Raw genomic sequence first — 22,138 nt, forward strand, 5'->3', positions numbered from 1 at the left:
AAACCTGTGGGAGGGCTGTTGTCAGAACATCAATGCATTGGTCAGGTCGCCCATGGGCGCTTGCCCCCGCGCCTTCATGGCATCGTCACGTTGCTTGAGGCCATCCAGCACTTCCAGCTGATGCACCCGGCTAATCAGGCGCAGAATCGAAGCGGTGTCATACACCGTGTGATCCACCGTCCCCTTGCGTGCGAAAGGTGATACCACCAGAGCCGGAATCCTTGTACCCGGCCCCCAGCGATCACCTTTGGGCGGTGCAACGTGATCCCACCAGCCACCGTTTTCGTCCACGGTAAGCACGATCACCATGTTTTGCCATTGCGGGCTGTTGCGCAGCACCTTGAGCACACGGTCAAGGTGCCGGTCACCAGCAGCCACATCGGCATAGCCAGCGTGCAGGTTGAGGTTGCCCTGAGGCTTGTAGAAACTCACGGCTGGCAGGCTGCCAGCCTCGGCGTCAGCCAGAAAGCGGTTGCTGCCGGACTCATCGCCCAGGCCTGCGTCGCGCAGGCGCTTGCTGCGCTCCTGCGGGTTCTGCGGGCCTTGTTGAACAAAGTAGTTGAATGGCTGGTGGTGGTACTGGAAGTTGGGGATCTTGGGGATCCCGTCCGAGCCCTTGAACTGCTCCAGCGTGGCCTGCCAGGCCCCCGCGTACCAGGCCCAGTCAATGTTCTTTTTGCTCAGTTTGTCGCCGATATGCTCATGGCTTTGTGGCACCAGTACGCTTGGCAGGTCGGACTTGGCATAGTCGGGACGCTCGGGGTCGCGGATCCAGGTCGGCCAGTAAGGCGGCGCCATGGTGTTGACTGCAAAACCGTCCGGAGTAAGAGCGCTGGGACCGAACTGCGCGGCGCCGGTCATGGCGCTGGCCGGGGATTTGTCCAGAGCCTTCAAGCGTGTACCGGCAGGGTCATCGCCCTGCAAAACAGCAATCTGCGCCTCGGCAACAGAGGTATTCGCGTTCGGATAGAACGGCACCGCTGCGCTGATCAGGTATTGGTGGTTAAGGAACGAACCGCCAAAAGCCCCCTGGAAGAAGTTGTCGCACAGTACGAATTCACGGGCTACGTCCCACAGACGCAGCGAATACTGCGACTGGGCGTAGTAACCCATGGGCAAGCCGCCGGAATCCCCCCAGGCCACGAACTGGTCGTTCTTGCCATCGTTGATCTGCATCTGGTTCTGATAGAACACATGCCACAGGTCGCGGGTCACCAGATTCAACGGCAGATCTTGCTGATTCGGCCCTTTCAGCGCGAAGGGGGCGTTGGGCAGGTTCTCCTGAAACTGCTCACCCGGCGCATAGGTCACGCCATCTACCGTCTGCGGTCCCACTTGCAGCAGCCCGCCCCATATCGGTGGCAGGGTCTGTAGCAGGCTGCCATCACGGTCGCGTTGCTGGTAGTCGGCGGGTTTGAGGGCCGACAACGGCTTCTCGACACCGGGGAAATTTGCAAACAGGTTGTTGAAGCTGCGGTTCTCGGCATAGATCACCACGATGGTCTTGACCTGTTCGTGGAGCTTTTTGTCCAGCTCGGCCGGGGTCAGCGGTTGCGGCCTGACGGGGGGTTCATGCTGACTGCTGCCGCAAGCGCTCAAGGTGGCCGCGCCAACGCCCAGTGCGGCAGCACCGGCGAGGAAGCGACGGCGGCTGCTGTCGGCAGGGCATTGGGTGTCCTGGTCTTTCTTGTCGCTCATTGCGGCTTCCTGATTACACGTAACAAATTATTTCTGGCGGGCAGGCTAACAGGGGATTATGACGGGGAAGTTGCAGTGGATCGAAGCCACGAAGCATAAAAAAACGCCCCGGGCCGTTGCGGCTCGGAGCGTCTAAAACAAGCATGTTGCGGCGCCTGCATCGTGATGCAGGCTCGCGCCCACAGAGTGCGCTAGCCCTGCGCCTGCTTGACCTGGGCTTCCAGCTCGATCTTGAGCCCCGGGTCGAGCTTGAGCTGTTTGGCCAGCTCTTCCAGATAGGCGCGCTCCATGAAATGTTCTTCATCCACCAGAATCAGGCTGGCGATATACATTTCGGCCGCGATTTCCGGGGTGCTGGCAGCTCTGGCAACCTCTGCCGGGTCCAGCGGCTTGTTCAGTTCAGCTTGCAGCCATTGGCGCAATGCAGGGTCGCCATTGAGTTTGTTCAACTCGCCATCGATCAGTTGGCGCTCACGCTCATCCACATGCCCATCAGCCTTGGCAGCAGCCACCAGGGCCTTGAGGATCGCCTGGCTGTGTTGCTCCACTTGCGGCGCCGGAACACGGTCAATGGTTTGCGGCTCGGTCTGCGGTGCCGTGCCCTGATTGGCCTGCCAGTTGCCGTAAGCCTTGTAGGCCAGAACGCCCAGGGCGGCAAGGCCGCCATAGGTCAGTGCCTGACCACCGTATTTGCGCGCACTCTTGTTGCCCAGCAGCAGCCCCAGGGCACTGGCTGCCAGAGCGCCGCCACCCGCGCCGGAAAGCAGGCCGCCCAGACCACCAGACCCGAGCAGGTCACCCAGGCCGCCTTTATCGTCACGGGAGGCGCTGCCTTGGGCGCCGGTTTTTTTCGCCAGCATCTGTTGGCCGGATTTAAGCAGTTGGTCGAGCAAACTCATAAGCATCCTCTCTTAACAGGGTCAGGGGGCGCCAGAAAACCCGCCCGCAGGCAGGTTTATCGTAAAGAGCACTGGCTATCAGTCGCGCAGGTCGGACTCATGAATCGGTTGGTCGCGATGGGTCGCGCGCTGGTACTGGGCTGGCCAGATGGCCTTTTTACCGCCCAGGTCATCGTCTGCATGCAACGGCCAATACGGGTCACGCAACAGTTCACGCGCCAGCAGGATCAGGTTGGCCTGCCCGGTACGCAAAATATGCTCGGCCTGGGCCGGTTCGGTGATCATGCCCACCGTACCGGTGGCAATGCAGGCCTCCTTGCGCACGCGCTCGGCAAAACGGGTCTGGTAGCCAGGCCCCACCGGAATCTCGGCATTGGCTGCGGTACCGCCCGAAGACACGTCGATCAGGTCCACGCCCAATGCCTTGAGGCGTCGTGCCAGTTCGACGGTTTCGTCAGGGTTCCAGCCGTCTTCCACCCAGTCGGTGGCCGAGACCCGCACAAACAGCGGTAGCTCCTGCGGCCATACACCGCGCACGGCCTCGGTGACTTCCAACACCAGACGGATGCGATTCTCGAACGAACCGCCGTATTGGTCACGTCGCTGGTTGCTCAACGGTGAAAGAAATTGATGCAACAAGTAACCATGAGCAGCATGTACTTCAACCACCGAGAAGCCAGCCTCCAGCGCTCGCTTGGCGGCAGCCACGAACGCCTGGATAACCTCTTTGATCTGGGTCTCGTCCAGTTGCACTGGCGCAGTGTGCTGTGGGTCGAAGGCAATGGGGGACGGCCCGACAGGCACCCAGCCGCCCTCCTCCACCTTGACGCTGCCATGCTTGCCCAACCAGGGGCGGTGGGTGCTGGCCTTACGCCCGGCATGGGCCAGTTGGATGCCGGCTACAGCGCCCTGGGCGCGAATAAAGCGGGTGATGCGTTGCAGGGGTTCAATCTGCTCGTCGTTCCACAGGCCCAGATCCTGGGCAGTGATACGGCCTTCGGGGGTGACGGCAGTGGCTTCGGTAAAAATCAGCCCGGCGCCGCCAACGGCACGGCTGCCCAGGTGGACCAGGTGCCAGTCATTTGCCAGTCCATCGACGCTGGAGTACTGGCACATTGGCGAGACCGCAATGCGGTTAAGAAGGGTCAGTTGGCGCAGGGTATAGGGTTCGAGCAGCAGACTCATGGGTCACCTCTAATTCCAGTGGGCAGGCTCCAAGTACTTCTGAAGAGCCTAGTCGACAACACTGGATGAGGGGGAGTTCATATCGCAACGGGACGTGGTGGTTTTGGTGGGAGCGGGCTTGCTCGCGATGCGGGCACCGCGGCCTGTCAGGCCAACCGCGGTGATAGCATCGCGAGCAAGCCCGCTCCCACAGGGGATTGGCGGATTAGCGCGGCTCGATATGGGCAATCATCAACTGTACGGTTTCGTTGCCGCGAAATTCGTTGAGGTCAAGCTTGTAGGCCAGTTCCACCCAGCGAATGGTCGGGTTCGGCCACACTTCGCGATCGATCCCGAAAGCAATGCCGTCGAGCTTTACGCTGCCGCATTCGGTCTTGAGCACGACTTTCAAATGCCGCTCCCCCACGATGCGTTGCTCCACCAACTGGAATACCCCGTGGAACAGCGGTTCGGGAAAGTGCTGCCCCCATGGCCCGGCATTGCGCAGGGCACGCGCCAGCTCCAGGTGAAACTCTTCCACTGCCAGGCTGCCGTCAGACAGCATGCGCCCGGTCAGGTCTTCTTCACGCAATTGACGCCGCACTTCAGCATCAAAGGCCTCACAGAACAGCGGGAAGTTAGCCTCAGGCAAAGTCAGCCCGGCCGCCATGGCATGGCCACCGTATTTGCTGATCAAGTCCGGATGCTGTGCAGCCACCACACTCAGTGCATCACGAATATGAAAGCCCGGCACCGATCGGCCGGAGCCCTTGAGCATGCCATCCCCGGCATCGGCAAAGGCAAAAGTCGGGCGGAAGTAACGCTCCTTGAGCCGCGAAGCCAGAATTCCGATCACCCCCTGATGCCACTCGGGGTCGAACAGGCACAGGCCAAACGGCATGCTGTCGATGGTCAGATCCTTGAGCTGGGCCAGCGCTTCACGTTGCATGCCCTGCTCGATGGATTTGCGGTCCTGGTTCATTTCGTCCAGTTGCGCAGCCATTTCCCGCGCCGCATTGGCGTCATCGGTGAGCAGGCATTCGATACCCAGGCTCATGTCGTCCAGGCGCCCGGCGGCATTCAGGCGCGGCCCGAGGATAAAACCCAGGTCGGTGGAGGTGATTTTCGCATGGTCACGCTTGGCCACTTCCAGAATAGCCTTGAGCCCGGGCCGGGCACGCCCGGCACGGATGCGCTCAAGCCCCTGGTGTACCAGGATGCGGTTGTTCGCATCCAGCGGCACCACGTCCGCGACGCTGCCCAGCGCCACCAGATCCAGCAATTCGGCAATATTCGGCGCCTTGCTGTTCTGGTACCAGCCCAGGCTGTTCAAGCGCGCGCGCAAAGCGATCAGCACATAGAAGATCACCCCTACCCCCGCCAGCGCCTTGCTCGGGAACTCGCAGCCGGGCTGGTTGGGGTTGACGATGGCATCCGCGGCCGGCAATTCACTGCCCGGCAAGTGGTGGTCGGTAACCAGCACGCTCAAACCAGCTTTTTTGGCTGCGGCCACACCTTCGATACTGGAGATTCCGTTATCGACCGTGATCAACAAGTGCGGCGTGCGGGTCAGCGCAACTTCGACGATTTCCGGGGTCAGGCCGTAGCCATACTCGAAGCGGTTGGGCACCAGGTAATCGACATGGGCCGCCCCCAGCAGGCGCAGACCGAGCATACCCACGGTGCTGGCCGTGGCACCGTCGGCGTCAAAGTCGCCGACGATCAGAATGCGTTGGCGCTGCTCAAGCGCGACCACCAGCAAGTCCACCGCTGAATCAATGCCCTTGAGCTGCTGATACGGGATCAACCGCGCCAGGCTCTTGTCCAGCTCAGCTTGCGACTGCACACCCCGTGCGGCGTAAAGGCGGGTCAGCAGGGTTGGCATTTCGCCCAGAAAAGGCAGGGGTTCAGGCAATGGACGAGGTTCGATGCGCATAAGCAGGTGAAGAGTCTCTAAGCGTAAAAAAGGGTTGGAACTTAGCCGCGTTCGCCTTGCAGCCACTGCAGTTGCACTTCGTGCTGGCCGCGATCATCTGTCACGAAAATCGTACCCTCGCTGATCATCACGTCCCACTTGATAACCCGTGGCATATCTTTGGCCAGCACCTCAAGAATCTCTTGCGGAACGGCTGCGATATTGACGTTCTTCAGGTTCTTGATTGCAGGAATCACCTTGCCTTCCCACACACGCAAGCTGCCATAGGCCAGCAGGCTGGTGCGCTCGGTACGGCGCGAGCACCAGGTCAGACGGTCGGCATCGGGCTGTCCGACTTCGATCCAGTGCAGAACACGGTCATCCAGGCTTTTTTCCCACAGGGCCGGTTCGTCTACATCTGACAGGCCTCGACCAAAAGACAGCTGCTCGTTGTACCAAAAAGCGTAGGCCAGAAGGCGCACAGTCATGCGTTCTTCGGTCTCCGAAGGGTGGCGGGCGATGGTCTGCTTGACGCTTTCATAGACCCCGCGATCGAGATCGGTAAGGTTGAGTTCAAACTTGTAGGTCGTGGACGGCTGTGCCATGAACGGGCTTCTTGATACGGAGAAAGGCGACAAGTCTAACCGATACACCGTGATTGAACGAATCGGCCAGCTTCTTGCCAGCCGCCAGCTATGTTAAAAGGCTGTACTCGCTCGCCCTTGGACAAGGATTCCACATGCCGCTCGCCACCAAACCCCTTTCAGGCCTTAAAGTTGTTGAATTGGGTACCCTGATCGCCGGGCCATTTGCATCGCGCATTTGCGCCGAGTTTGGCGCCCAGGTGATCAAGGTCGAATCTCCTGACGGCGGCGACCCGCTGCGAAAATGGCGCAAGCTGTATGAAGGCACATCGCTATGGTGGTTCGTCCAGGCGCGCAACAAAAAATCCCTGACCCTGAATCTAAAACACCCCGACGGTCTGAGCATTCTCAAGGAGCTGCTGACAGACGCCGATATTCTGATCGAAAACTTTCGCCCCGGGGTTCTGGAGAAACTCGGACTGGGTTGGGATGTGCTGCATGCACTGAACCCCAAGCTGGTGATGGTGCGCCTGTCCGGCTTTGGCCAGACCGGCCCGATGAAAGATCAGCCGGGGTTTGGTGCGGTCGGCGAATCCATGGGCGGGCTGCGTTATATCACCGGTTTCGAAGATCGTCCGCCAGTGCGCACAGGCATCTCGATTGGCGACTCGATTGCCGCGCTGTGGGGTGTGATCGGTGCCCTTATGGCTTTGCGTCATCGCGAGGTCAACGGCGGCCAGGGCCAGGTGGTAGACGTGGCGCTCTACGAAGCGATTTTTGCCATGATGGAAAGCATGGTGCCCGAGTTCGATGTGTTCGGTTTCATCCGTGAACGTACCGGCAATATCATGCCGGGAATTACGCCCTCTTCCATCCATACCAGCCTGGACGGCAAGCACGTACAGATCGGCGCCAATGGCGACGCCATTTTCAAGCGCTTTATGCAGATTATCGGGCGCGACGATCTGGCCAACGACCCGGAGCTTGCACACAACGATGGTCGTGACGCACGCCGTGACGAACTGTATGGCGTGATTGACCGCTGGGTCGGCTCGCTGCCGCTGGCCACGGTACTTGAACAACTGGGCGCAGCGCAGGTGCCTGCCAGCCGTATTTTCTCGGCAGAAGACATGTTCAGCGATCCACAGTTTCTGGCCCGTGAAATGTTCCTGCAGGCCAAACTGCCTGACGGTAAAGACTTCAAGATGCCCGGTATCGTGCCAAGGCTCTCCGATACTCCGGGCACGGCAGATTGGGTAGGCCCCGAACTGGGTGCACATAATATCGAGGTGTTGAACGACCTGGGTTACGACGCTGCAGCAATCGCCAACCTCAAGCAAGCGGGCGCCATCTAGGCGTGTTGCCCATTTTTAGTGGCCACCCAAGGAGATCAGCAGCATGACCCAGCGTTCGACCTTGCGAAGACTTTGGGCAGGCCTGATCACCGCATTGTTTCTGGCCTGGGCCCCTGGCAGTCAGGCAGCACCCACACTCATCTGGTTGTTGCGCGACCTGCCACCGTTAACGGTGTTTCATGGCCCGCAAAAAGGTAAGGGGATAGTCGACCAGGTGATGCCAGCCCTGATCGCAGGCATGCCGCAATACCAGCACGTGATAATGCGGGTTAACCGGGCTCGGGCCCTGCAGATGCTTGAAGAACCCTCGCTGACCTGCGATCCGGCGCTGATCTGGAATCCCGCCCGCGCCCTCTCGATCGTTTACTCCGAGCCCGTTGCGATCATGCACAGCAATGGCATGGCCATACTGCGTGAGAATCAGCATTTGATCGAACCCTTTGTCCATGACGACAAGGTAGACCTGCCGGGGCTGCTCAAGGCGCAAACCCTCAAGCTTGGAGTCATTGCCAAACGCAGCTACGGAGTATTGATTGATAGCCAGCTGAAGCTGAGCCCGCCAGGCCAGATTGTCATGCATTACGGTAACGATCCGTTGGGCAGCCTGCTGCAAATGCAACATGCAGGCCGTATGCCGACGCTATTGGGCTACTGGCCAGAAATCCAGGCCAAGGCCAGTCAGCAAGGTTTGTCATCCGACGAACTGCTGTTTTATCCGATCCAGGGCGCCCCGGAATATCAGTCGATTTACGTTGGCTGCTCGGACACTGCGCAAGGACGTGAGGTCATTAGCAGGGTCAATTCGATACTCACCACATTGGGCTCGCCATCCCTGTCTTACCTGGATGAGCAATGACACGTACGCATAAAAAAACCCCGAGCAGTGGGGAGGCTGCTCGGGGTTTAACAGGGTCATGATAACCCGCTCAACAGGCTACAAGTATCGGAGCAATAAACTTGCTCCTGCTGATGAAAAATCTGACAAACCAAACCTGCTGGAAGTTCCCCCGGTACTGGCAATTAATCTGCATTCGCGCCATCAGCACTTATCTGCTGTAGCTCGAAGGCACCCAACAATTGCCCCAGCGCCCCTATGGTCACGGGTTTTGACAGACACCCCAGCACCCTGAGACCTTGACTGCGGGCCACTCTGGCCGCCCTCTCGACCACCGGAGGTGCAGCAGCACTCAAAATGATCAACGCTGCAGCTTTGCGTTCAAGGGCCAACTCGCTGATCAGCTCCTGCCCTGATGCCCCTTCCATATACAAATCACAAATGGCCACGTCTATGGCACCGCGCCTGAGCAAGGACTCGCGGGCGCAATCAACGCTTTCGGCCGTCAACACGTCAAAAATGCGGAAGGCGTTCAACATCTGATGCAACACCATTAATTGAAACGGGTTGTCTTCAAGAATCAATACTTTCAAAGATCGCATCATGGGCCTTCAGGCATAAACCTAGCGCTACAGAGGAGGTAAACCTTAGTGGGCTCAACACTCAATACACATAGGACATATCTGTAAATACCATAGGAATCCACAACGCCTTTCATTTACTGGATCAAACCAGCTTACTGATCCCACTTTTTAGCTTCAGATTTGTCGAACCATCCTCCTACCAGCCCCTCCAGACGCCCAGTCTCTGAATAAAACGGAACAACCCACTGATAGATTTCCATGCCTCCGGACTTAAACTCCACCCAACGTTTTTGGTAACAGGGTTTGCGGCTTTGAATCATGCGCATTATTTCCCGCTGGAGCTTCTCGGCCAGCTCCTTCGAAAACAAATCAACATCAGTCACCTTTAACCCGCGAATCCGTCCCAACTGGACAGATAAACGCTGCTCATAGCTTTGATTGCAGGTAATCAGCTCTCCCTCCAGGCCAACCACGAAAATCGGGCTGGGAATGCCATCCAGAAAGCGGTGACTGAGCCCCAACTGCTCATTCAGGGTTTTCTCGGATTGACGCGCAATAATCAGTTGCCTGCGCAGAAACCAGTTGTACACAAACAACATAAGCCCGGCCGCAATCAAGACCGCTATCGCCCAATAAAGACGGGCTGAGTGATACAGGCCACTCTCGATGATCAGCGGTTTGCCCACCCCCCCCAGCCACTTGGTTCTCAGCGCCCGAATCTCGGCCATGGGCATGGCTTCCAACGCCTTGTTCATGATGCTGAAAAGCTCCGGGTATAGAACAGGGACCGAAAAGCTGGCGGCAGCCCATTGCCCGTCAACACTGCGTCCGACCTTGAGGCGCCCCGGTGGGTAAAGATGAGCCTGTGTCTCTGTTTGTATCGTCGCATCTGCCTCGCCATTGGCGACCGCGTGACGTGCCTGGGCGTAGGTATCAACCAGATGCAAGGTGATTGCGGGGTATTCACGTCGAATCAAGTCTTCGAGGGCGTGCCTGGCTGGAAGCGCCAGAACCTTGCCGGCCAGTTCGTCCAATGAACCCAGCCGGGAATCATTGACTCGTACAACAAACACCCAGGGTGCCCCACCGTAGGAATAGGTGAAGTTCAAAAAAGCTTTGCGCTCACGACTTCTGGAGAGGCTTGAGTTCATCAGTGCCTCGCCACTTTTGAGCATGTCGAGGATTTGTACCGTTGAAAACGCTTCTGTATGTACAAACTGCAACCCGGTCATGCGAGAAATTCGCGCCAGAATATCCACACTCAGCCCTACCCAACGACCGTCCCCGGTCTTGAATGCGTACAAGGGGAACTGCTGGGTCGCCAGGGCTACAACCGGATTGCGCTGGATCCACTCAAGCTCGCCAGGCAGCAGGTTGATATGCGATTGAACAGCGTGCCCTTCAAGCCCGATGATCCAGCGTGAAAGCACCATGCGCGATGTATTGTCATCAAGGCTGCCCAGCGCGCGGTTGATCAGCAACCCAAGTTCGGGGTCAGAGAGGCGTGTAGCAAATGCAAAACCGGAGGATGGCAAGGCGCTATCACCGATAATGCGCACCCCCGAATGAGGCCGGACACTTTTGAATGACTGCACGATAAGTTCATTGCCGATAAACCCGTCGATATCCCCCTCAACCAGCGCGTCCATTGCATTATGCAGGTCACTGATGGTGGTGATTTCACTGTCAGGGTAAAACGCCTGGGCGGTATGAATATCGACGTAGCCCTCCATAAAGCCGATTTTTTTCCCGACCCAGTTTTTGACCGGCTCTTCCTCACATGAGCGACAAACGATAACCAGTCGATCAGTCATGTACTCCCGGGAAAAAGCTACACCTTCAATCCCTCGCTCAAACCCGCTGGCGCTGGCCAGAATATCGATATTGCCGGCCAGCAGCTCTGCAACGGCCTGATCACGACGCCTGTAGCCCAGGACTTCAACAGGCACGCCCAACGTGTCTCGAACGATGCTCAGGTAATCTGCGCTGATGCCCTGATAGTTATTGCGGTCGTCGGTGATGTCGACCGGTTCGTAATCACCGATGGCGATACCAACCCGTAGCGTTCCATGATTGGCCAGCCATTGCCGCTCCGGGGCATCCAGTTGCAGAGGCTGGATATCCACAAAGCGTGTTGCGAGCCTGAAAGGCGTTCCGGAAGCGCCCATCACCGGCAGGGCCAGGCTCAACAAGGCCATGCCCAGCACTATGCGCATCCATGATTCAAATGTCTGGTGAATACGTGACATGACAGCATCCTTGACCGGGTATTCGCCAGCACAGAAGGGGCGAAGACCTGGCAAGTTTGCCATGCACCAATAAAAAAGCCCGTCAGATGACGGGCTTCAAATTACGTAAGACGAATGCCGTTAAAGCGGCTTGCCACGGTTGCCATGCTGGCTGACAAAGCCCTGGACAGCCTTGAGGTCATTAGCCAGTACGGTGTAACGCTCCTCTCGCTCAAACAAGTCAGAAAGGTGAGACGGCAGTTCGAGCGCTTTTCCTATGCCGGCTTTTTCAACCGCTTCAGGGAACTTGACCGGATGTGCCGTGCCCAGAATGACCATCGGGATATCCAGACTGCGACGGCATTCACGGGCCGCACGCACACCGATAGCGGTGTGCGGATCGAGCACTTCGCCGCTTTCGACAAATACCTGAGCGATGGTTTCGCAGGTTTGCTCATCATCAACCGCCAGCGAATCAAACAGACGACGCGCTTCGGTCCAGCGATCTTCATCAACGCTGAAATTACCGGTTTGCTTGAAGGTATCCATCAGACCGGCAACGGCTGCGCCATTGCGACCATGAAGGTCGAACAGCAAGCGCTCGAAGTTCGACGACACCATGATGTCCATCGACGGCGACAGAGTCGCGTGCAAGGTGTCCTTGGCGTACTGATTGCCGCTCATGAAGCGGTGCAGGATGTCGTTGCGGTTGGTGGCAACGATCAGCTGGTTGATCGGCAGGCCCATGTTGCGTGCCAGGTAGCCAGCAAAGATGTCGCCGAAGTTGCCGGTAGGCACCGAGAACGACACGGAACGGTGTGGCCCGCCCAGTTGCAGGGAGGCATGGAAGTAGTAAACGATCTGGGCCATGATCCGCGCCCAGTTGATCGAGTTTACGGCGACCAGGCGTGTACCCTTGAGGAAACCCTGGTCGGCGAAGCTGGCCTTGACCATTTCCTGGCAGTCATCGAAGTTGCCTTCGATGGCGATGTTATGAATGTTGTCACCGAACAGCGTGGTCATCTGCCGACGCTGGACTTCCGATACCCGGTTGTTGGGGTGCAGGATAAAGATGTCGACGTTTTCGCAATGCTTGCAGCCTTCGATCGCCGCCGAACCGGTATCCCCGGAAGTCGCGCCGACAATCACCACACGCTCGCCACGCTTGGCCAGCACGTAGTCGAGCAAGCGGCCGAGCAGTTGCAGGGCAAAGTCCTTGAACGCCAGGGTCGGACCGTGGAACAGCTCAAGTACCCATTCATTGCCGTTTAGCTGACGCAGTGGCGCTACAGCTGCGTGGGAAAACGCGCCGTAGGTTTCTTCGAGAATCTTCTTGAAGTCAGAATCCGGAATGCTGCCGGTGACAAACGGGCGCATGACCCGAAAGGCCAGCTCGTGATACGGCAGGCCGGCCCAGGAGGCGATTTCTTCCTGGGTAAAGCGCGGCAGGTTTTCCGGTACATACAAACCGCCATCACTGGCCAGACCGGCCAGCAACACATCTTCAAAATTCAGGGCCGGTGCCTGGCCACGGGTACTGATATAGCGCATGGGTTCAAACCTTCGGTTTGAGCGCCAAGCGGTTTAGCGCCAGGCAACAAGTAAAAGCCGATGTGCTCTTGCTTGCCGCTTGCCGCTGCCGCTTGCCGCTCTTAATTAATTAAGATGCTCAACGCGGATGCGAACGACCGGACCCACAACGCCCTGCAATGCTTCAAGCGCGGCAATGGCATCGTTGATGTGCTGTTCAATTACCCGATGGGTCAACAGGATCATTGGCACCAGGCCGTCATGCTCTTCGACTTCTTTCTGCATGATCGATTCGATGTTGATGCCGCGCTCGGACAAGATGCTCGCCACCTGGGCCAATACGCCCGGGTGATCTTTGGCCTGGATGCGCAGGTAGTAGGCGCTTTCGCACGCTTCGATCGGCAGGATCGGATGGTCGGAGAGCAGATCCGGCTGGAAGGCCAGGTGCGGTACGCGGTTTTCCGGGTCGCTGGTCATGGCACGCACCACGTCTACCAGGTCGGCAACCACGGACGAAGCCGTTGGTTCCATACCGGCGCCAGCACCATAGAACAGGGTCGAACCGGCAGCGTCACCGTTGACCATGACTGCGTTCATTACGCCGTTGACGTTGGCGATCAGGCGGTCAGCCGGAATCAGCGTCGGGTGAACCCGCAACTCGATGCCGTTGGCCGTGCTGCGTGCAACACCCAGATGCTTGATGCGATAACCCAGCGCCTCTGCGTAATTCACATCAGCGGTTGTCAGCTTGGTGATGCCTTCGGTGTAGGCCTTGTCGAACTGCAACGGGATACCGAAAGCAATCGACGCCAGAATGGTCAGCTTGTGCGCCGCATCGATACCTTCAACGTCAAACGTCGGGTCTGCCTCGGCATAACCCAGCGCTTGTGCTTCAGCCAGCACGTCTTCGAACGTACGGCCTTTTTCGCGCATTTCGGTGAGGATGAAGTTACCGGTACCGTTGATGATGCCCGCCACCCAGTTGATACGATTGGCCGAGAGACCTTCACGGATCGCCTTGATCACCGGGATACCGCCTGCAACGGCCGCTTCGAACGCCACGATCACGCCCTTTTCCTGGGCTTTGGCGAAGATTTCATTACCGTGAACGGCAATCAGCGCCTTGTTCGCGGTCACGACATGCTTGCCGTTTTCGATGGCCTTGAGCACCAGTTCACGGGCGATGGTGTAACCACCAATCAGCTCGATAACAATGTCGATTTCAGGGTTGGTCGCAACAGCGAATACATCGTTGGTAATGGGGGTACCGGTAATGTCGCACTGAGGGTTTGGCGTACGCATTGCAATTTGCGCAACCTGGATACCACGCCCGGCACGGCGGGCAATCTCCTCGGCGTTACGCTTTAGTACGTTGAAGGTGCCGCCACCGACGGTCCCGAGCCCACAGATACCTACTTTGACCGGATTCACGCTGAACTCCCCATAAAACGGCCGACTCAAGGTCGGCCGTGAAAAACAACCGTGGATTGCCACGGTTCTCTATTAATGGCCGGGCAACTGAACTGCCCCGCCATGATCGTCACAGGCTTATCGTGACGACACTGGATTATTTAACACTGAGTGCCAGCTTGCCAACCTGCGCAGCAGGCTGATAACCCGGAATCACCTGACCGTCAGCCAAAACGATGGCTGGCGTGCCATTGACGCCGATGGACTGGCCCATGGCGAACTGCTTGGCAACCGGATTGGCGCATTTTGGCGCCTCGACGGTTTTACCATCAGTCATCTTGTCCATCGCCGTTTTTTTATCCTTGGAACACCACACCGCCTGCAGCTGCTGGTCACCCGGTGAGCCGAGGCCCTGACGCGGGAACGCAACATAGCGCACTTCAATCCCCATCTTGTTCAGTTGCGGGACTTCGGCATGCAATTTGTGGCAATACGGGCAAGTGGTGTCGGTAAATACCGTGATATGGGACTTGGTTTCGCCGATGGCAGGGTAAACGACGGTCTCTGCCACCGGAATGCCATTAATCAACTTGGCCACGCCAACACGTTCGGCCTGCTCGGTCAGGTTCACCGGCTTGCCGTCCTTGAGCTGGAACATGTAGCCCTGAACGATGAACTGGCCATCGGCACTGGCATACAGCACGCGGCTGCCCTTGAGCTTGACTTCATACAGGCCGGCCATGGGGCTGGCACTGATGCTCTCGACCGGCACATCCAGTTGCAGGGTTTCGAGGCTCTTGCGGATTGCTTGTTCGGCGCCGGTATCGGCGAACGAGAAGGTGCTGACCAACGCAATGGCTGCGGCGGCGAAAATCTGGATCACACGCATGGGAACTCCTGAAGACGGGCAAAGCTGCCAACCCCGATACCCGTCCTGAAACAACGGGTTTGGGCGGCGCGCTTTCTAAACCGGCAAAGCCTACCACAGATGGCCTGCATGACCGACTCCGACTAGCCACGCGGGTGATGGAGGGCATGCAGGTCCTGCAGTCGGGCACGGGCAACATGGGTGTAAATCTGTGTCGTCGAGAGGTCGCTGTGCCCCAGCAGCATTTGCACCACACGCAAATCGGCGCCGTGATTGAGCAAATGGGTGGCGAAGGCATGGCGCAAGGTATGTGGCGACAGCGACTTGTTGATCCCGGCCACCCTGGCCTGATGCTTGATGCGATGCCAGAAGGTCTGGCGGGTCATCTGTTCACCGCGCTGACTGGGAAACAGCACATCACTGGGGCGACCGCCCAGCAGCTCATGCCGGGCATCGCGCATGTAGCGCTCGACCCGGACGATGGCCTCCTCCCCCATCGGCACCAGGCGTTCCTTGCTGCCCTTGCCCATCACGCGCAAAACGCCCTGGCGCAGGTTGACCTGCTCCAGGGTCAGGCTGATCAATTCGGTTACGCGCAGGCCACAGGCATACAGTACTTCAAGCATGGCCCGATCACGCTGGCCGATGGCCTCACTCAGATCAGGGGCGGCGAGCAGCGCTTCTACGTCTGCCTCTGACAGGGACTTGGGTAATGGCCTGCCCAACTGCGGCATATCGACCTGCAAGGTAGGGTCGACGGCAATCAGGTTTTCTCGCAGCAGATAACGATAAAAGCCACGCAAACCTGAGAGCAAGCGCGCAGTCGAGCGAGGCTTGTAGCCCTGCTCCAGGCGCCAGGCGAGGTGATCGAGGATCAACTCGCGCCCGGCGCTGGCCATAGCGATACCGCGCTCCTGCAACCAGCCATTGAATAAGGCCAGGTCACTGCGATAAGCACCGCGGGTGTTGTCCGACAGGCCTTTTTCCAGCCACAGGGCATCCAGAAAACGGTCGATAAGTGGGTCGTCTATAGCGGGCATTGGCTCTCGAAACGCACAGGCCGGAGGCTGCGCACAAATATAAAGTGAATTGCAAAAGTGAGCGCTAGTCTTTCATGGCTGGCGGATGCCATAAACCCCAAGTTTTCACAGGATGACCTTATGACCGAACAACAGATTTTGCTGTCTTTCGGCGGCATCGGCATCGCTGCCCTGGGCTCACAGTGGCTGGCCTGGCGACTGAAGCTGCCGGCCATCCTGTTTCTGCTGTTGAGCGGGATCCTGGTCGGCCCGGTATTGGGCTGGCTGGACCCGCAAGAATTGTTCGGCCCGCTGCTGATGCCGCTGGTCTCACTGGCGGTGGCGCTGATTCTGTTTGAAGGCAGCCTGACCCTGCATTTGTCCGAGTGGCGCGAAATCGGCACTGTGGTCCATCGGCTGGTCACTATCGGTGCGCTCTCGACCTGGGCCGTGATCACCTTGGCGACCCATTGGCTACTGGGCTTTGACTGGCTTCTGGCCTTGCTGTTCGGCACGCTGACACTGGTCACCGGGCCTTCGGTGATTGTGCCGATGCTGCGCGTAGTACGGCCCAAGGCATCGATTGCCAATATCCTGCGCTGGGAAGGCATTGTCATCGACCCGATTGGCGCGCTGCTGGCGGTGGTGGTCTACAGCTTTATCATCGCCAGCGCCACGGGCGAGGGCCTGAGCCACAGCCTGCTGACCTTTGCCGGGGTGATTGTATGCGGCAGCTTGTTCGGCATTGTAGGTGGCTGGATCATGGGGCAGATCGTACGCCGCCAATGGCTGCCGGAGTACCTGCACAGCCTGGCCACGCTGGCAGCAGTGCTGGGCGTATTTATTGGCGCCAATACGGTGATGCATGAGTCCGGACTGCTGGCGGTCACCTTGATGGGCATGTGGATGGCCAATATGAAGGGGGTGGATGTACGCAACATCCTGCACTTCAAGGAAAACCTGAGCATCTTCCTGATCTCGGGGCTGTTTATCCTGCTGGCGGCGCGCCTGGACTTGAACGCCATGATCGGCCTGGGGCCTGTGGTGCTGGTGTTGCTGCTGATTATTCAATTTATCGCCCGGCCGCTGAACGTGGTGATTTCGACCTTTGGCTCAAAACTGAACTGGCGCGAACGCGCCTTGCTCGCCTGGATCGCCCCACGCGGGATCGTCGCGGCAGCCGTTTCAGCAATTTTTGCGATCCGCCTGGACGAAGCAGGCCATGACGGCGCGCTGCTACTGGTGCCCCTGACCTTTGCAGTGATCATCGGTACGGTGGTGCTGCAAAGCGCGACGGCACGGCCCCTGGCCCGCCTGCTCAAAGTGGCGGAGCCGGCCCCCAGCGGTTTTTTGATCGTTGGCGCCAATGGCCCGGCCCGGGTTATTGGCAAGGCATTGCAGCAACTGGGCAGCCGCGTACTGCTAACCGATTCCAACTGGGAACACATTCGCGCCGCGCGCATGGACAACTTGCCCACTTACTTTGGCAATCCGGCTTCAGAGCATGCCGAGAGTCACCTGGATCTGGTGGGGCTGGGGCATTTGCTCGCACTGTCACCCTCTGGCGAGTTGAATACCCTGGCAGCGGCACGCTTTCATCACGAGTTCGGGCTGCAGCGCTTGTTTACACTGACCAATGGCCAGGAAATTCGCCGCACTGACAAGCATCGCGCCAGCCACGAGTACCGCGGTCAAGCCCTGGGCAACCCGGCGCTGACCTACGGCCAGCTCGCCAGTGAGTTGAGCCAGGGAGCCGAGCTGTACAGCACCACACTGACCGACAACTTCACCTGGGCGGACTACCTGGCCCTGCATGGCAAGCGCGTCACCCTGCTCTTCGCCCGCGACAACACTGGCTGGGTGCATGTAGTGACACCTGACAGTGAATTGAAACCAGGCTCCGGGTGGACGCTGCTGGCGTTGATCAGGCACCCGTAGCAGCTGTTACGAGGCAAACCCTGGCAACACCGGTACCGGGCGCTTGTCATCATCGATGGCGACAAAGCTGAACAAGCCCTGGATCGCCAGTTCGCGACCATCGCAGCTCATGCTTTCGACATACACCTCGACCTCAACCTTGAGGCTGGTGTTGCCAACTTTAACCACACGCCCCACCAGCTCAACGATGGAGCCAGCCGCGATCGGATGGTTGAAATCAATACGGTCCGTGGACACAGTCACCAACGGCAGACGACAAAAACGCGTTGCGGCAATAAACGAAACTTCGTCCATCCACGCCAGCGCGGTGCCGCCAAACAGGGTGTTGTGGTGATTGGTGGTAGAGGGGAATACCGCTTTGGTAATACGGGTAACGGAGAGGTCGGTACGGCGTTGAATCTCTTGCTCACGCGAAGTCATGCTTTCTTACTACCTACAACTGGACAAAGGTCTGACAAATCTCAGGCAACAAAAAAGCAGCCCGAAGGCTGCTTTTTTCTGCATCGGGAAGCTGGACTTAAGCCAGTTTTTCCTTGATGCGAGCTGCTTTACCCGACAGGTCGCGCAGGTAGTACAGCTTGGCTTTACGCACGTCACCGCGACGCTTAACAGCCATGCTGTCGATTTGCGGGCTGTAGGTCTGGAAAGTACGCTCTACGCCAACACCGTTGGAGATTTTACGAACAGTGAAAGCACTGTTCACGCCACGGTTACGCTTGGCAATCACTACACCTTCGAAAGCTTGCAGACGCGAACGATCGCCTTCCTTCACTTTCACCTGAACGACAATGGTGTCGCCCGGGGCAAAAGGAGGGATCTCTTTAGTCATCTGCTCTGCTTCGAGTGCAAGGATGATTTTGTTAGTCATGCTGTGCTCCTAAGGTAGATCAACTGATCTACCATCGATACGTTGTTAACTATCGTCCCGCTCGCGGATGTATTCCTCGAGCAGCTTCTTCTCTTCTCCAGAAAGCGAGCGGCTTTCCAGAAGATCGGCGCGTCGTTCAAAGGTCCGCCCAAGGGACTGCTGTAAACGCCAACGCCGGATGTGTGCATGATTGCCACTAAGCAATACGTCGGGAACACGCTGATCCGCATACACCTCCGGTCGGGTGTAGTGCGGGCAATCCAGCAGACCATCCGTGAAGGAATCTTCCTCCGCGGAGTCCGCATGCCCTAAAGCTCCAGGCAGCAGTCGTGTAACCGCATCAATCAGAACCATCGCCGGCAGCTCGCCACCAGAGAGTACATAGTCACCAATTGACCACTCTTCATCGACATAAGCGTCTATAAAACGCTCGTCAATGCCTTCATAACGACCTGCAATAAGGATTAATGCTTCCTCATTCGCCAGCTCGCGTACCGCCGACTGATTCAGTTGACGGCCTTGGGGCGACAGGTAAATCACCTTCGCCGCCTCTCCGGCTGCTTCTCTGGCCTGAACCAGTGCATCTTCCAGAGGCTTGATCTTCATCACCATGCCCGGACCACCGCCAAATGGGCGATCATCCACAGTGTGATGCCGATCCGTTGTGTAGTCTCGCGGGTTCCAACAAGTCAGCTGCAAGAGCCCTTGTTTCACCGCACGACTAGTGATGCCGTAGTCGCTGATGGCGGAAAACATTTCGGGAAACAAACTGATCACTTCTACGCGCAATTTAGCCACGCTTAGAAGTCCGCATCCCAATCCACCTTCATCTCGCCAGCTGCAAGGTCGACGCTCAACACGCATTGCTCTGTATAGGGCAACAAGCGATCACGATCATCCAGGCTACCTGGGCAAGGTTTGACTTCCATGACATCGTTCGAGCCAGTTTCCATCAGGTCAACAATCTTGCCGAGCAATTGCCCTTCAAGGTTGGTCACTTTCAGTCCCTGCAGCTGGTACCAGTAGTACTCGCCGTCGGTCAGCTCAGGAAACAGGTTACGCGGCACGCAGATTTCGAATTCACGAAGAAGACCAGCTTCATCACGGTCATCGAGACCCTTGAGCTTTACAACCAGAAACTTGCCGTTATGAGAACGGCCACTGACCAGCTCTGCCTGTCGTACATCATTACCGCGCCGAAGCGTCAGTTTTTTGTAGTCCAACAGGTTATCAATTGGATCCGTAAAGGAATAAACCTTCACTTCGCCGCGCACGCCGTGAATCGAGTAGATTTTGCCGATAACGATCAAATCATCAGCAGTTTCAGGCGTCACGCTCATATTGCTCAGGCCGCAGCCTTAGCGTTTTCTTTAACCAGCTGAGCAACACGCTCAGACAGTTGAGCACCAACGCTCAGCCAGTAGGCGAGGCGGTCTTCTTTAACGGAGAAACGGATTTCCTGACCACGGGCAACCGGGTTGAAGAAACCAATTTGTTCCTTGTGGGAACCGTCACGTGGGTTACGGCTGTCGGTAACGGTCAAGTGGTAAAACGGGCGCTTTTTGGAGCCGCCAAGGGCAAGACGGATTGTTAGCATGTGAACATCGTTCCTGTAGTCGGTGCTGCAAATCTAAAGGCACAGCGGGCATAGGTGCCCGAAAGGCCGCATATTCTAAGGAATATCCGGACTTTTGCAAATGTCTTTTTCTGGCGCCTATCGGCATGCCGTACAGACTTGCAACTAGGTCACCACGAATGGTGACAGGTCAGCTCCCGCACAGTGCGGGTTTGCCGGGTGTCTCGCATTGCTGCGAGTTGCCCGGACGCAAGCGTCCGGGCGGGTAAATTACATTTTTGGCATGCCGCCGCCGGGCATCATCGAGCCCATGCCGCGCATCATTTTCGCCATCCCACCTTTGGTGGAGAATTTTTTCATCATCTTTTGCATCTGCTTGTGCTGCTTGATCAAGCGGCCGATGTCCTGCACCTGAGTGCCGGAGCCCATGGCAATCCGGCGTTTGCGCGAACCGCTGATCAGCTCAGGGTCGCGGCGCTCGGCCGGGGTCATGGAGTTGATGATGGCTTCCATCTGCTTGAACTGTTTCTCAGCTGCGCCCTGGGCATTGCCCATTTGCGCCAGATTGACACCACCCATGTTCGGCAGTTTGTCCATGAGGCCGCCAAGGCCACCCATGTTCTTCATCTGTTGCAGCTGGTCACGGAAGTCTTCGAGATCGAAGCCTTTGCCTTTTTTAAGCTTTTTAGCCAGTTTGTCGGCTTTGTCTTTATCGAGGGTCTGTTCGGCCTGCTCGATCAGGCTGAGCACGTCGCCCATGCCGAGGATGCGCGAAGCGATACGATCCGGGTGGAACGGCTCGAGCGCATCGCTCTTCTCACCCATACCGATGAACTTGATCGGCTTGCCGGTAATGGCTCGCACGGACAACGCCGCACCACCCCGGGCATCACCGTCGACCTTGGTCAGGATCACCCCGGTCAGCGGCAATGCATCACCGAACGCCTTGGCGGTGTTGGCCGCATCCTGGCCAGTCATGGCGTCGACGACAAACAGGGTTTCTGCCGGCTTGACGGCCGCGTGCAGCTCCTGGATCTCGGTCATCATCTCGGCATCGATATGCAGGCGACCTGCGGTATCGAGGATGACCACGTCGATGAACTTCAGCTTGGCTTCCGCAATGGCGGCGCGAGCGATGTCTACCGGCTTCTGGCTAAGGTCGGACGGGAAGAAGGTTACACCGACTTCATTGGCCAGGGTTTCGAGCTGTTTGATCGCAGCCGGACGATAAACGTCGGCCGAGACCACCATCACAGTTTTCTTTTTGCGCTCTTTAAGGAAGCGCGCCAGCTTGCCGGCAGTCGTGGTTTTACCAGCGCCCTGCAAACCGGCCATCAATACAACGGCTGGCGGCGTGACATTAAGGACCAGGTCCTCGTTGGCAGCGCCCATCAGGCTTTCAAGTTCAGCCTGAACAATTTTTACAAACGCCTGGCCCGGCGTCAGGCTGCGCGACACTTCAGTGCCGACAGCGCGCTCTTTGACCGCAGCGACGAAGTCTTTGACCACTGGCAAAGCCACGTCGGCTTCCAGCAACGCCATGCGTACTTCACGCAGGGTGTCTTTGATATTGTCTTCGGTCAGCTTGGCCTTGCCGGTGACATGGCGCAGCGTCTGCGAAAGACGGTCGGTTAAATTTTCAAACATGCGCGATCCTTTCAGGCCCA

Annotated in this window: 20 protein-coding genes; 3 read left to right on the forward strand and 17 right to left on the reverse strand. The window is 57.9% G+C overall.

From position 1 onward, the window contains the following. Positions 1–21: 21 nt before the first annotated feature. The 5 genes from V6L81_RS21500 to V6L81_RS21520 form a co-directional block, all read right to left on the reverse strand. Positions 22–1,698, reverse strand: a complete 1,677-nt coding sequence (locus V6L81_RS21500; protein WP_130872007.1) for an acid phosphatase — start codon at positions 1,696–1,698, stop codon at positions 22–24. A 191-nt stretch (positions 1,699–1,889) separates the two neighbouring features. Beyond that, on the reverse strand, positions 1,890–2,597 hold the full coding sequence (locus V6L81_RS21505; protein WP_095018194.1) for a tellurite resistance TerB family protein: 708 nt from the start codon (positions 2,595–2,597) through the stop codon (positions 1,890–1,892). A gap of 78 nt (positions 2,598–2,675) precedes the next feature. Further along, entirely contained in the window at positions 2,676–3,782 is a 1,107-nt protein-coding gene (locus V6L81_RS21510) for an NADH:flavin oxidoreductase/NADH oxidase (RefSeq protein ID WP_153398752.1), read from the reverse strand. 205 nt (positions 3,783–3,987) lie between these two features. Then, entirely contained in the window at positions 3,988–5,697 is a 1,710-nt protein-coding gene (gene recJ, locus V6L81_RS21515) for a single-stranded-DNA-specific exonuclease RecJ (protein WP_338660321.1), read from the reverse strand. A 41-nt stretch (positions 5,698–5,738) separates the two neighbouring features. Further along, positions 5,739–6,281, reverse strand: coding sequence for a YaeQ family protein (locus tag V6L81_RS21520; protein WP_016781928.1), 543 nt, complete (start codon positions 6,279–6,281; stop codon positions 5,739–5,741). Between the two features lie 134 nt (positions 6,282–6,415). Between V6L81_RS21520 and V6L81_RS21525 the strand changes: the two genes are divergently transcribed. Continuing rightward, positions 6,416–7,615: a CaiB/BaiF CoA-transferase family protein gene (locus tag V6L81_RS21525; protein WP_095001260.1), complete on the forward strand. Its 1,200-nt coding sequence runs from the start codon at positions 6,416–6,418 to the stop codon at positions 7,613–7,615. A gap of 43 nt (positions 7,616–7,658) precedes the next feature. Continuing rightward, on the forward strand, positions 7,659–8,471 hold the full coding sequence (locus V6L81_RS21530; protein WP_240881684.1) for a TIGR02285 family protein: 813 nt from the start codon (positions 7,659–7,661) through the stop codon (positions 8,469–8,471). Between the two features lie 164 nt (positions 8,472–8,635). Here the strand turns inward: V6L81_RS21530 and V6L81_RS21535 are convergent, their stop codons facing one another. From V6L81_RS21535 to xerD, 6 genes are all read right to left on the reverse strand, one after another. Continuing rightward, complete coding sequence (locus V6L81_RS21535; protein ID WP_095001258.1) at positions 8,636–9,055, reverse strand: response regulator; 420 nt, start codon at positions 9,053–9,055, stop codon at positions 8,636–8,638. Between the two features lie 131 nt (positions 9,056–9,186). Continuing rightward, entirely contained in the window at positions 9,187–11,283 is a 2,097-nt protein-coding gene (locus V6L81_RS21540) for a transporter substrate-binding domain-containing protein (protein WP_338660323.1), read from the reverse strand. Positions 11,284–11,403: 120 nt separating this feature from the next. After that, complete coding sequence (gene thrC, locus V6L81_RS21545; protein WP_133144292.1) at positions 11,404–12,813, reverse strand: threonine synthase; 1,410 nt, start codon at positions 12,811–12,813, stop codon at positions 11,404–11,406. Positions 12,814–12,918: 105 nt separating this feature from the next. Continuing rightward, positions 12,919–14,223: a homoserine dehydrogenase gene (locus V6L81_RS21550; protein WP_016781922.1), complete on the reverse strand. Its 1,305-nt coding sequence runs from the start codon at positions 14,221–14,223 to the stop codon at positions 12,919–12,921. A gap of 136 nt (positions 14,224–14,359) precedes the next feature. Further along, complete coding sequence (locus tag V6L81_RS21555; RefSeq protein WP_095001255.1) at positions 14,360–15,091, reverse strand: DsbC family protein; 732 nt, start codon at positions 15,089–15,091, stop codon at positions 14,360–14,362. Positions 15,092–15,213: 122 nt separating this feature from the next. Next, the gene (gene xerD, locus V6L81_RS21560; protein ID WP_338660324.1) at positions 15,214–16,110 is read right to left on the reverse strand and encodes a site-specific tyrosine recombinase XerD; all 897 of its coding nucleotides are present in this window, start codon (positions 16,108–16,110) and stop codon (positions 15,214–15,216) included. Between the two features lie 120 nt (positions 16,111–16,230). Here xerD and V6L81_RS21565 point away from each other — a divergent pair, with 120 nt between their 5' ends. Continuing rightward, complete coding sequence (locus V6L81_RS21565) at positions 16,231–18,027, forward strand: sodium:proton antiporter (RefSeq protein WP_338660325.1); 1,797 nt, start codon at positions 16,231–16,233, stop codon at positions 18,025–18,027. 6 nt (positions 18,028–18,033) lie between these two features. On the opposite strand, the gene V6L81_RS21570 is transcribed toward V6L81_RS21565, so the two are convergent. The 6 genes from V6L81_RS21570 to ffh form a co-directional block, all read right to left on the reverse strand. After that, positions 18,034–18,447, reverse strand: a complete 414-nt coding sequence (locus tag V6L81_RS21570) for an acyl-CoA thioesterase (protein ID WP_095001252.1) — start codon at positions 18,445–18,447, stop codon at positions 18,034–18,036. 97 nt (positions 18,448–18,544) lie between these two features. Next, entirely contained in the window at positions 18,545–18,895 is a 351-nt protein-coding gene (gene rplS, locus V6L81_RS21575) for a 50S ribosomal protein L19 (protein WP_003440273.1), read from the reverse strand. 45 nt (positions 18,896–18,940) lie between these two features. Further along, positions 18,941–19,693, reverse strand: coding sequence for a tRNA (guanosine(37)-N1)-methyltransferase TrmD (gene trmD, locus V6L81_RS21580; protein ID WP_003440270.1), 753 nt, complete (start codon positions 19,691–19,693; stop codon positions 18,941–18,943). A gap of 2 nt (positions 19,694–19,695) precedes the next feature. Continuing rightward, entirely contained in the window at positions 19,696–20,235 is a 540-nt protein-coding gene (gene rimM / locus V6L81_RS21585; RefSeq protein ID WP_048363294.1) for a ribosome maturation factor RimM, read from the reverse strand. Between the two features lie 5 nt (positions 20,236–20,240). Next, positions 20,241–20,492, reverse strand: coding sequence for a 30S ribosomal protein S16 (gene rpsP / locus V6L81_RS21590; RefSeq protein ID WP_095001251.1), 252 nt, complete (start codon positions 20,490–20,492; stop codon positions 20,241–20,243). 249 nt (positions 20,493–20,741) lie between these two features. Next, entirely contained in the window at positions 20,742–22,118 is a 1,377-nt protein-coding gene (gene ffh / locus V6L81_RS21595; RefSeq protein WP_095001250.1) for a signal recognition particle protein, read from the reverse strand. Positions 22,119–22,138 lie beyond the last annotated feature (20 nt).

Origin of the sequence: Pseudomonas bubulae, from assembly GCF_037023725.1 — a bacterium.
Classification (GTDB): Bacteria; Pseudomonadota; Gammaproteobacteria; order Pseudomonadales; family Pseudomonadaceae; genus Aquipseudomonas; species Aquipseudomonas bubulae.